This is a genomic window from Scandinavium sp., assembly GCF_051650185.1.
GTDB lineage: Bacteria > Pseudomonadota > Gammaproteobacteria > Enterobacterales > Enterobacteriaceae > Scandinavium.
In genome coordinates this window covers 1-10,921 of sequence record NZ_JBOFIN010000075.1, presented here as the reverse complement: position 1 = coordinate 10,921, position 10,921 = coordinate 1, and the positions used below count along the sequence as shown (strand labels likewise).

The window sequence follows — 10,921 nt, the reverse complement described above, 5'->3', positions numbered from 1 at the left end:
GCAGCAATTTTGTCAATCAGTTGAGATTTGTTCACTGTTCTCTTCCTCTCTTTATAATTTATATCGCACTGGAATCCTTCGCAGTGCGACGGCGCAGCAGTTATATCAGGAGTGTCATGCCCTTACAACACCCGTTGTCTATGACATACCCAACCAGCAATCTAAATTAGCTATACAAAAAAAGGCTGGCAAGTGCGAAATCACCTGCCAGCCCTGTTTTTCTTAACGCTATTTGCGCGAAGTCACTATTTTGCGGTTACAACCTGCATGCCGTAAGGCTCATTCTGCAGTGCAAGTGCCAGAACTTCCTCAATACGTTTCACAGGATGAATCTGCAAATCGGCAATCACGTTATCCGGAATTTCTTCCAAATCGCGTTTGTTCTCGTCCGGAATCAGAACAGTCTTAATGCCGCCACGGTGCGCCGCGAGCAGTTTTTCCTTCAGACCACCAATCGGCAGTACCTGGCCACGCAGGGTGATCTCACCGGTCATCGCCACATCGGCACGCACCGGGTTACCCGTCAGACAGGACACCAGCGCGGTACACATTGCGATACCGGCGCTTGGCCCATCTTTTGGCGTTGCGCCTTCAGGAACGTGAACGTGGATGTCGCGTTTTTCGTAGAAGTCGCCATTAATGCCGAGTTTCTCTGCACGCGCACGAACCACTGTCAGCGCAGCCTGAATGGATTCCTGCATCACTTCACCCAGGGAACCGGTATAAGTCAGCTTGCCTTTGCCCGGTACACACGCGGTTTCGATGGTCAGCAGATCGCCACCCACTTCCGTCCACGCAAGACCCGTAACCTGACCCACACGGTTTTCATCATCCGCACGGCCATAGTCGAAGCGCTGTACGCCAAGGTAATCATGCAGATTCTCACCGTTGATGGTGATGTGCTTGAGCGTTTTATCCAGCAGAAGCTGTTTTACCGCTTTACGGCACAGCTTGGAGATTTCACGCTCCAGGCTACGCACACCGGCTTCACGAGTGTAGTAACGAATGATGCCGACAATCGCGCTGTCTTCGACCGTGATCTCGCCTTTTTTCAGGGCGTTACGCTCAATCTGTTTTGGCAACAGGTGGCGTTTAGCAATGTTCAGCTTCTCATCTTCGGTGTAACCGGAAAGACGAATCACTTCCATACGATCCAGCAGCGGAGCCGGAATGTTCATGGAGTTAGAGGTCGCCACGAACATCACATCGCTGAGATCGTAATCGACTTCCAGATAGTGATCGCTGAACGCCACGTTCTGCTCTGGATCAAGGACTTCCAGTAAGGCAGACGCCGGGTCTCCGCGCATGTCAGACGACATTTTGTCGATCTCATCCAGCAGGAACAGCGGGTTTTTAACGCCCACTTTCGCCATTTTCTGGATAAGTTTGCCCGGCATCGAACCGATATAGGTACGACGGTGACCGCGAATTTCGGCTTCATCACGCACGCCGCCGAGCGCCATACGGATATATTTACGACCGGTTGCTTTGGCAATGGACTGACCAAGCGAGGTTTTACCCACACCCGGAGGCCCAACCAGGCACAGAATCGGCCCTTTCAGTTTGTTCACTCGGCTCTGGACTGCGAGATACTCAAGGATGCGGTCTTTGACGCGCTCCAGACCATAATGGTCGGTATCGAGGATCTCTTGCGCCTGGCGCAGATCTTTTTTGACTTTGCTGCGTGCGTTCCACGGAACCTGCACCATCCAGTCAATGTAGCCACGAACGACCGTCGCTTCCGCCGACATCGGAGACATCATTTTCAGCTTCTGCAGCTCAGCTTCGGCCTTCTCTTTTGCCTCTTTCGGCATCTTAGCGGCGTCAATCTTACGCTTCAGGGCTTCGTTTTCGTCTGGCGCATCGTCCATCTCGCCGAGTTCTTTCTGAATGGCTTTCATTTGCTCGTTCAGATAGTACTCGCGCTGGGATTTCTCCATCTGCTTTTTGACGCGATTGCGGATACGTTTCTCAACCTGCAGCAGGTCGATTTCCGATTCCATCATCGCCATCAGGTATTCCAGACGCTCATTGATGTCTGACATCTCGAGCACGGACTGTTTGTCCGTCAGCTTGAGTGGCATGTGAGCCGCGATGGTGTCCGCCAGACGCGCCGGGTCGTCGATGCTGTTCAGCGACGTCAGCACTTCCGGTGGGATTTTCTTATTGAGCTTGATGTAGCCTTCGAACTGGCTGATGGCGGTGCGTACCAGCACCTCCTGCTCGCGCTCTTCGATAACCGGAGACTCAAGGTACTCTGCTTTCGCCGAGAAATGCTCGCCGTTATCAGACAGTGCGGAAATACGTGCACGCTGCAGGCCTTCAACCAGCACTTTGACGGTGCCGTCAGGCAGTTTCAGCATCTGCAAAATAGAGGCCACGGTCCCGACGGTGAAAAGATCGTTTACACCCGGCTCATCCGTTGACGCATCTTTTTGAGCGACCAGCATGATTTTTTTATCATGGTCCATGGCCGCTTCCAGACAACGGATAGATTTTTCCCGCCCTACAAATAAGGGAATGACCATATGCGGATAAACCACCACATCGCGCAATGGCAATACGGGGATTTCAATGCGTTCAGAACGCTCAGGATTCATAGAGCTCTCTCTTAGTTTAATGTCCGCCAGGTAGTCGATGGCGCCACTGGCTTTACGCCACCGTTAACATGTAATCCAGTATATGGGGATGTTTCCCACACATTCAACGGCAGGAATACAGGAAAAGTAAAAGGGGGATAAAATATCCCCCTTTTGGTTAACTGACTGAGTAATTTGGTGAATTATTCGCCAGATGCCTGCTGTGTTTCACTGGAGCCATACATCAGCAGCGGCTTAGTTTGCCCTTCGATGACGGACTCATCGATAACCACTTTTTCGACATCTTCCATAGAAGGCAGATCGTACATGGTATCGAGCAGCGCAGCTTCAACGATAGAACGCAGGCCACGTGCACCGGTTTTACGGGCCATCGCTTTGCGAGCAATCGCGTCCAGCGCTTCATCACGGAATTCCAGATCGACACCTTCGAGATTAAACAGCGCCTGATACTGCTTGGTCAGGGCGTTTTTCGGCTCTTTGAGGATCTGAATCAGCGCGTCTTCGCTCAGTTCATTCAGGGTGGCAACGACTGGCAGACGGCCGATAAACTCAGGGATAAGACCAAATTTGATCAAATCTTCCGGCTCGACCTGCTCCAGCAGTTCGCCTTCGTTGGCTTTTTCAGATTTCGCTTTTACGGTCGCGCCGAAGCCGATGCCTGAACCTGTTTCAACGCGGTTAGCGATGACTTTATCGAGGCCAGCAAATGCACCGCCACAAATAAAGAGGATCTTCGAGGTATCAACCTGCAGGAACTCCTGCTGCGGATGCTTACGCCCGCCCTGCGGCGGAACAGCGGCCACGGTGCCTTCGATAAGCTTCAGCAGAGCCTGCTGTACGCCTTCGCCAGACACGTCACGGGTGATCGACGGGTTATCCGATTTACGGGAAATTTTGTCGATCTCATCGATATAGACGATGCCGCGCTGCGCTTTCTGTACGTCGTAATCGCACTTCTGCAGCAATTTCTGGATGATGTTTTCCACGTCTTCACCCACATAACCGGCTTCAGTCAGGGTGGTGGCATCCGCCATGGTAAATGGCACGTCCAGCAGACGAGCGAGCGTTTCCGCCAGCAGCGTTTTACCGGAACCGGTTGGGCCAATCAGCAGAATGTTACTTTTGCCGAGTTCTACGCCGTTGCTGGTATCGCCGTTACGCAGACGCTTGTAGTGGTTGTAAACCGCCACCGCCAGCACTTTTTTCGCCCTTTCCTGGCCGATAACATAATCGTCCAGGTGATGGCGGATTTCATGCGGCGTTGGCAATGCACTACGTTCACGATGCGGAGCGACTTCTTTGATTTCTTCGCGAATGATGTCGTTACATAAATCAACGCATTCGTCGCAGATATACACGGACGGCCCGGCGATCAGCTTACGCACTTCATGCTGGCTTTTGCCGCAAAAAGAGCAATACAACAGTTTGCCTGAACCATCTTTGCGTTTATCTGTCATGAGTCCAAACCTCTTTCTATGTTCTTTGTGCCGCACATGACGACGCAAATGCCAGTCTTCGCGGAATGCCGCCCTCTACAGTATAGCGGCACTCGGCGAGCTGGCATTAGTTACGATGGGTCAAAATGGAGTCGACCAGGCCGTACTCCACCGCTTCTGATGCAGAGAGGAAGCGATCGCGTTCGGTATCGCGCTCGATCTGCTCAAGAGAGTGACCCGTGTGTTGCGCCATAAGTTCATTCATGCGCGCTTTAACTTTCAGGATTTCTTTGGCGTGGATTTCGATATCCGTCGCCTGACCCTGATAACCGCCCAGCGGCTGGTGAATCATCACGCGGGAGTTAGGCAGGCAGAAACGCTTACCTTTTGCGCCCGCAGTCAGCAGGAAAGCACCCATCGAGCACGCCTGACCCATACAAATGGTGCTGACGTCCGGCTTGATGAACTGCATGGTGTCATAGATAGACATGCCTGCGGTGATCACGCCGCCTGGGGAGTTGATGTACAGGTAAATGTCTTTTTCCGGGTTTTCCGCTTCCAGAAACAGCATCTGCGCTACGATCAGGTTCGCCATGTGGTCTTCCACCTGGCCGGTCAGAAAGATAACGCGCTCCTTGAGCAGACGGGAGTAGATATCAAAAGAACGTTCACCGCGAGAGGTCTGTTCGATGACCATGGGCACCAGGGCCATATGGGGTGCAAAGTTATCTCGTTCGCCACTGTATGACATGTCCGTCTCCTGGATAAATAGTGAAATTACCTGCTGTACTGATTGTAACCTTGCGGACGGATCATCAGCCAGTCGATCTGTTACTTCCCCTTTTATGGGGTTGCTACTGCCGTATTTCAAGCATAACAATATTTTGGTGTTACGCTAACACCGAAACACTGTTTTGGCACGTTCAGGCGTCCTATTAGTGCAATAAAAAAACCCGTCACCAAACGGTAACGGGTTTTCGCTCAAACTTTAGGCGACAGAGGCGTTAATTACGCCTGCTGGTTCATCAGTTCGTTGAAAGAAGTGGCTTTTTCAGACACTTTCGCTTTGTTCAGAACGGCTTCAACAGCCTGCTCTTCCAGAGCGACGTTACGCATGTTGTCCATCAGCTCTTTGTTTTTGCTGTAGAACTCGATAACTTCTTTCGGATCTTCGTACGCGGAAGCCATTTCTTCGATCAGGCCTTTCACGCGGTCTTCGTCAGCTTTCAGCTCGTGGGTACGAATCACTTCGCCCAGCAGCAGGCCAACAACAACGCGGCGCTTAGCTTGTTCTTCGAACAGTTCGCGTGGCAGTTCCATCGCTTGTTTAGCGTTGCCGCCAAAGCGCTGTGCAGCCTGCTGACGCAGAACGTCAACTTCGCTGTCGATCAGGGCCGCTGGCACGTCGATGTTGTTGGCGTTAACCAGACCTTCGATTGCCTGAGACTTGATGCGGTTTTTAACAGCACCTTTCAGCTCGCGCTCCATGTTCTTACGTACTTCAGCACGCAGACCGGCTACAGAACCATCTTCCACGCCGAAACGCTTGATGAATTCTTCAGTCAGTTCTGGCAGCTCACGCTCTTCGACTTTCTTCAGGTTAATGACGAACTTAGCCGCTTTACCTTTCAGATTTTCAGCGTGGTACTCTTCCGGGAAGGTCACGTCGATGGTGAACTCTTCGCCCGCTTTGTGGCCTTTGATACCGTCTTCAAAGCCTGGAATCATACGACCCTGGCCCATTGCCAGAACGAAATCAGTGGCTTTGCCGCCTTCGAATTCTTCGCCGTCTACAGAGCCGGAGAAGTCAACGGTAACGCGGTCTTCAGCGTCAACTGCGCCTTCTTTATCTTTCCAGGTCGCCTGCTGCTTACGCAGAGTGTCCAGCATGCCGTCAACGTCAGCATCGGTCACTTCAACCACTGGTTTTTCAACTTCGATTGCGTCCAGACCCTGCAGTTCGACTTCTGGGTATACTTCGAACTCAACCGCGTAAGTGAAGTCTTCGCCCAGTTTGTATTCACCCGGAACGTAGTTCGGGGCACCGGCTGGGTTGATTTTCTCTTTGATGATCGCATCAACGAAATTGCGGCTCATCAGGTCACCCAGCACGTCCTGGCGAACAGAGGCGCCATAACGCTGAGCAACAACATTCATCGGTACTTTCCCTTTACGGAAACCGTCGATGCGAACTTTTTTCGCTACGTTGACCAGCTCGCTTTTTACAGCGTTTTCGATGCTGTCAGCAGCGATAGTAATCGTTACACGGCGGCCAAGGCCCTGAGTGGTTTCAACTGAAACTTGCATCTTGTTACCTCAAAAAAATCACAGTGCTCGGTCAACTCTGGAAGCGCGTATCGCAGACTTCGCAGAACCGGGATGTTCCCTTCAGTACAGAAGACCATTCCCTGTTGCCAGAATCATCCCGAAGACATTCCGAAAATAAGACGCAGCATTATAGCGGCATCACTGTAGTGAGTCGAGAACAGGAATGGCGCAGCGATGCGCCATTTTTCACAATTTTGAGGTAAATTTGACCTGAAAAAAGCATTACCCGCTCAAATCTCATGCAAAACAAAACGGCCCGCAGGCCGTTTCTCATTAATCTGTACGCAACATACTGGAAAAGTTCCGGCTGTTGCAAATGTGAATTTACGCGATAGTGCCTGCTCCGCGACACGGCGGGGATGCAAACACGGTGTCCTGTAACCCTTCCCACTCTTTCACCGTGTAGGTGTGCAGTGCCAGCGCATGTACGGTGCTGGACAATTCAGCGGTTAAGGTTCCGTAAATCATTCGATGACGGTTGAGGAAACGCTCTCCGGCAAAACGGTCGCTAACCAGTACGACTTTGAAATGGCTTTCAGAGCCCGCCGGGACATTGTGGCGATAACTTTCGTCGACCACCTCGAGGAATAAGGGTGAAAACGCCGCCCTTAATTTTTCTTCTATCTGTTCACGTATCATCATGAATTTACTCCTCCGACAACGCTGAGATGCCGCCCTTCCCTTTAAATGTTAGCCGCTTTTACCGTTTCCATTACATGAAGACAACAAAAATTTAGCTTTCGTCTGTTTCTCTCACGCAAAGGGATGAAGTTTGCCTCTATTGCCATCCGAATCCTCGCAAAAATCAGCACGAAATTGTGCCTGTGCTCAGAAATCATTCAACACGATGAATTTACATGCGTTGCCCACTTCCCCTCTCTGATGGCGATGTTATGATGGCGGGAATTTTTCGCCCGTAGAAAATTTTGCCCGTTGAACAACAGTGACGCTGAGAGCCAAAACATGTTAAAAAAAATCCTCTTCCCGTTGGTTGCGATGTTTATGCTGGCCGGTTGTGCCAAGCCGCAAACCACCATTGACGTATCGCCTAAAATTACCCTGCCTTCACAGGATCCAAGCCTGATGGGCGTGACCGTCAGCATCAATGGTGCCGATCAGCGTCAGGACCAGGCGCTGGCGAAAGTCACCCGTGATAACCAGCTGGTGACCCTGACCGCGTCTCGCGATCTGCGCTTCCTGCTGCAGGAAGTCCTTGAGAAACAGATGACTGCCCGTGGCTACATGATTGGCCCGAACGGTGCTGTTGATCTGCAAATCATCGTGAACAACCTGTACGCTGACGTGTCTCAGGGCAACGTTCGCTACAACATCGCGACCAAAGCAGACATCGCCATCATCGCGACCGCGAAAAACGGCAACAAGATGACCAAAAACTACCGCGCGAGCTATCAGGTTGAAGGCGCATTCACCGCCAATAACCAGAATATCGCAAACGCAGTGAACAGCGTGCTGACGGACACCATTTCCGATATGGCGCAGGACACCAGCGTTCACGACTTCATCAAGCAAAACGCTCGTTAAGTCGACTCTGACCCGGCTCCGGCCGGGTCAGTCATCTAAAGCCCATGTCAAATCACTCTCTGCGCATCTTCCAGCAACCTAAATCAGCCATTCTGCTGATCCTCGGCTTCGCCTCTGGCCTGCCTCTGGCGTTGACATCCGGCACGCTTCAGGCGTGGATGACGGTCGAGAACATCGATCTCAAGACCATCGGTTTTTTCTCGCTCGTCGGCCAGGCCTACGTCTTTAAGTTCCTGTGGTCGCCGATGATGGACCGCTACACGCCGCCGTTCCTTGGTCGTCGTCGCGGTTGGTTAGCAACGACTCAGCTGCTGTTGCTGGTAGCCATTGCTGCGATGGGCTTTCTCGAACCTTCCAGCCAGTTACGCTGGATGGCCGCGCTGGCGGTCGTGATAGCTTTCTGTTCTGCCTCTCAAGATATCGTGTTCGATGCCTGGAAAACGGATGTGCTGCCACCGGAAGAGCGTGGCACAGGCGCGGCGATAAGCGTGCTGGGTTACCGCCTGGCGATGCTGGTTTCTGGCGGTCTGGCGCTGTGGTTAGCCGATCAATGGCTTGGCTGGCAAGCGATGTACTGGCTGATGGCCGCTCTGATGATCCCTTGCATCATCGCCACCTTGATAGCACCGGAACCCAGCGACGTTATTCCAGCCCCGAAAACGCTGGAACAAGCTGTGGCTGAGCCATTGCTGGATTTCTTTGGCCGCAACAACGCGTGGCTGATTCTGCTGCTTATCGTCCTTTATAAGCTGGGCGATGCGTTTGCCATGAGTCTGACCACCACGTTTCTGATCCGCGGCGTTGGTTTTGATGCGGGCGAAGTGGGCGTGGTGAACAAAACGTTGGGGCTGTTTGCCACCATCCTCGGGGCTCTGTATGGCGGAGTGTTAATGCAACGCCTGTCGCTGTTCAGGGCTTTGCTGATTTTCGGCATTTTGCAAGGGGCGTCGAACGCGGGTTACTGGCTGCTGTCAGTCACTGACAAGCACATGCTCAGCATGGGCACTGCCGTCTTCTTCGAAAATCTGTGCGGCGGAATGGGCACCTCTGCGTTCGTCGCCCTGTTGATGACACTCTGCAACAAGTCGTTTTCAGCCACCCAGTTTGCTCTGCTCTCGGCGCTGTCTGCCGTTGGGCGGGTTTATGTGGGCCCGATTGCCGGTTGGTTTGTCGAAGCACACGGCTGGCCTACCTTTTATATGTTCTCTGTCGTTGCCGCTGTTCCCGGTATTTTACTTCTGCTGCTGTGCCGCCAGACGCTGGAATACACCTGGCAAACAGAAAGCTTTATGCCGCGCACCGAATTTAAATCGGCCTATTCTTTGGCGCTGTTGATTCTCGCTGTGGGCTGCCTTGTCCTCGCCGTCTGGCTACTGCTGCTGGTGTTGAACGCCCTGGATCTGACCAACTTCTCATTCCTTACCGGCATGCTGGAAGTCGGCGCTTTTATTGCCATTGGCGGCATTGTCTTAGGCGGTATTCTGGATGCGCTGGCATTACGAAAAACACGCCTTGCCTGAACAATAAATAAGCGAAATAGCCGTTGTAATCACCCCAGGTAATTATAACGGCCGTCGGTCATTCATTTTTTCCGATTGTTATTTTGTGCGTTATCAAATTTCGGAAATTACTGGCGCTTTTCGCATTTCGGCTTATTTCCTTAACCGATTCAGCCTGAGGCCATTTATTTTATTGTTTTTTCATTGTCGTTTATTTGATAATTTATTGTTAATTATTTGTTTGTTTTTGACGCCATCTATAGCCCAACGCCCATAAACCAGATTATTCAACCCCATTTAGTTATAACGCAGCGCTAATGCGCTATCCGCCTTGATTTTAGACATAATCGGTAACATCTGTGACAGCCCCGGCAGAACCCGGTAACAGCCCAAAGACACTTCTCCAATCATGTTTACAGTAATGTAACCTTCCCGTAAAATGCCCCCACACTTTAAACGCCACCAGATCCCGTGGAATTGAGGTCGTTAATGAGACTCAGGAAATACAATAAAAGTTTGGGATGGTTGTCATTACTCGCAGGCACTGTATTACTCAGTGGCTGTGATTCTGCGCTACTTGACCCCAAAGGACAGATTGGACTGGAGCAACGTTCTTTGATACTGACGGCTTTTGGCCTGATGTTGATTGTCGTTATTCCCGCCATCTTGATGGCAGTTGGTTTCGCCTGGAAGTACCGTGCGAGCAATAAAGATGCGAAGTATAGCCCTAACTGGTCACACTCCAATAAAGTGGAAGCTGTGGTCTGGACGGTTCCTATCCTTATCATCCTGTTCCTTGCCGTTCTCACCTGGAAGACCACTCACGCGCTTGAGCCTAGCAAACCGCTGGCCCATGACGAAAAACCAGTGACCATCGAAGTGGTCTCCATGGACTGGAAATGGTTCTTCATTTATCCGGAACAGGGTATTGCAACTGTCAACGAAATCGCCTTCCCGGCGAACGTTCCAGTACAGTTCAAAGTCACCTCCAACTCCGTGATGAACTCGTTCTTTATCCCGCGTTTGGGTAGCCAGATTTATGCGATGGCCGGTATGCAGACTAACCTGCACCTGATCGCCAATGAAGCAGGCACCTACGACGGTATCTCCGCCAGCTACAGTGGCCCGGGCTTCTCTGGAATGAAGTTCAAAGCCATTGCCACACCTGATCGCGCTGGTTTCGATCAGTGGGTCGCGAAAGTGAAACAGTCTCAGAGCACCATGAACGACATGGCTGCGTATGACAAACTGGCCGCACCGAGCGAATACAACAAGGTGGAATACTTCTCCAGCGTGCAACCTGATTTGTTCAAAGATGTGATTAACAAATTCATGGGTCACGGTCACATGGACATGAGCCAACCTGCCGGTGAGCATGCCTCACACGAAGGGATGGAAGGCATGGACATGAGTCACGCGGAAACCGCTCACTAAGGGGCCGAGGAAGAAACGATGTTCGGAAAATTAACACTGGATGCAGTGCCCTACCACGAACCCATTATCGTGGTTACGGTGG

The 10,921-nt window shown here is 51.7% G+C and carries 10 protein-coding genes; 5 read left to right on the top strand and 5 right to left on the bottom strand.

Translation table 11 applies throughout. From position 1 onward, the window contains the following. On the top strand, positions 1–226 hold a 226-nt coding region (locus ACRCWW_RS09610), incomplete at its 5' end, for a hypothetical protein (RefSeq protein WP_438682211.1). Between the two features lie 19 nt (positions 227–245). On the opposite strand, the gene lon is transcribed toward ACRCWW_RS09610, so the two are convergent. The 5 genes from lon to bolA all read right to left on the bottom strand — a co-directional run bounded on the left by lon (position 246) and on the right by bolA (position 7,006). Further along, positions 246–2,600 carry an endopeptidase La gene (gene lon / locus ACRCWW_RS09605; RefSeq protein WP_438682210.1) on the bottom strand — a complete coding sequence of 785 codons (2,355 nt, stop codon included), beginning with the start codon at positions 2,598–2,600 and terminating at the stop codon, positions 246–248. A gap of 182 nt (positions 2,601–2,782) precedes the next feature. Beyond that, positions 2,783–4,057, bottom strand: coding sequence for an ATP-dependent protease ATP-binding subunit ClpX (gene clpX, locus ACRCWW_RS09600; RefSeq protein ID WP_438682209.1), 1,275 nt, complete (start codon positions 4,055–4,057; stop codon positions 2,783–2,785). A 106-nt stretch (positions 4,058–4,163) separates the two neighbouring features. Beyond that, positions 4,164–4,787 carry an ATP-dependent Clp endopeptidase proteolytic subunit ClpP gene (clpP, locus tag ACRCWW_RS09595; protein ID WP_438682208.1) on the bottom strand — a complete coding sequence of 208 codons (624 nt, stop codon included), beginning with the start codon at positions 4,785–4,787 and terminating at the stop codon, positions 4,164–4,166. 257 nt (positions 4,788–5,044) lie between these two features. Beyond that, positions 5,045–6,343, bottom strand: coding sequence for a trigger factor (gene tig / locus ACRCWW_RS09590; protein WP_438682207.1), 1,299 nt, complete (start codon positions 6,341–6,343; stop codon positions 5,045–5,047). 345 nt (positions 6,344–6,688) lie between these two features. After that, positions 6,689–7,006: a transcriptional regulator BolA gene (bolA, locus tag ACRCWW_RS09585; RefSeq protein WP_438682206.1), complete on the bottom strand. Its 318-nt coding sequence runs from the start codon at positions 7,004–7,006 to the stop codon at positions 6,689–6,691. Positions 7,007–7,327: 321 nt separating this feature from the next. Here bolA and ACRCWW_RS09580 point away from each other — a divergent pair, with 321 nt between their 5' ends. From ACRCWW_RS09580 to ACRCWW_RS09565, 4 genes are all read left to right on the top strand, one after another. Next, a complete protein-coding gene (locus ACRCWW_RS09580) occupies positions 7,328–7,906 on the top strand; it encodes a lipoprotein (RefSeq protein ID WP_438682205.1) in 579 nt (192 codons plus the stop codon). A gap of 44 nt (positions 7,907–7,950) precedes the next feature. Then, on the top strand, positions 7,951–9,426 hold the full coding sequence (ampG, locus tag ACRCWW_RS09575; protein WP_438682204.1) for a muropeptide MFS transporter AmpG: 1,476 nt from the start codon (positions 7,951–7,953) through the stop codon (positions 9,424–9,426). Between the two features lie 468 nt (positions 9,427–9,894). Next, positions 9,895–10,839 (top strand): cytochrome o ubiquinol oxidase subunit II, encoded by a 945-nt coding sequence (gene cyoA / locus ACRCWW_RS09570; RefSeq protein ID WP_438682203.1) that lies wholly within the window; start codon positions 9,895–9,897, stop codon positions 10,837–10,839. Between the two features lie 18 nt (positions 10,840–10,857). Beyond that, positions 10,858–10,921: hypothetical protein (locus ACRCWW_RS09565; protein ID WP_438682212.1), on the top strand; the 64-nt coding region annotated here is incomplete at its 3' end.

Bases quoted from the DNA above. Each gene is read 5' to 3' on its own strand.
- lon (WP_438682210.1), bottom strand. From the start codon at position 2,600: ATGAATCCTGAGCGTTCTGAACGCATTGAAATCCCCGTATTGCCATTG.
- clpX (WP_438682209.1), bottom strand. From the start codon at position 4,057: ATGACAGATAAACGCAAAGATGGTTCAGGCAAACTGTTGTATTGCTCT.
- clpP (WP_438682208.1), bottom strand. From the start codon at position 4,787: ATGTCATACAGTGGCGAACGAGATAACTTTGCACCCCATATGGCCCTG.
- tig (WP_438682207.1), bottom strand. From the start codon at position 6,343: ATGCAAGTTTCAGTTGAAACCACTCAGGGCCTTGGCCGCCGTGTAACG.
- bolA (WP_438682206.1), bottom strand. From the start codon at position 7,006: ATGATGATACGTGAACAGATAGAAGAAAAATTAAGGGCGGCGTTTTCA.
- ACRCWW_RS09580 (WP_438682205.1), top strand. From the start codon at position 7,328: ATGTTAAAAAAAATCCTCTTCCCGTTGGTTGCGATGTTTATGCTGGCC.
- ampG (WP_438682204.1), top strand. From the start codon at position 7,951: ATGTCAAATCACTCTCTGCGCATCTTCCAGCAACCTAAATCAGCCATT.
- cyoA (WP_438682203.1), top strand. From the start codon at position 9,895: ATGAGACTCAGGAAATACAATAAAAGTTTGGGATGGTTGTCATTACTC.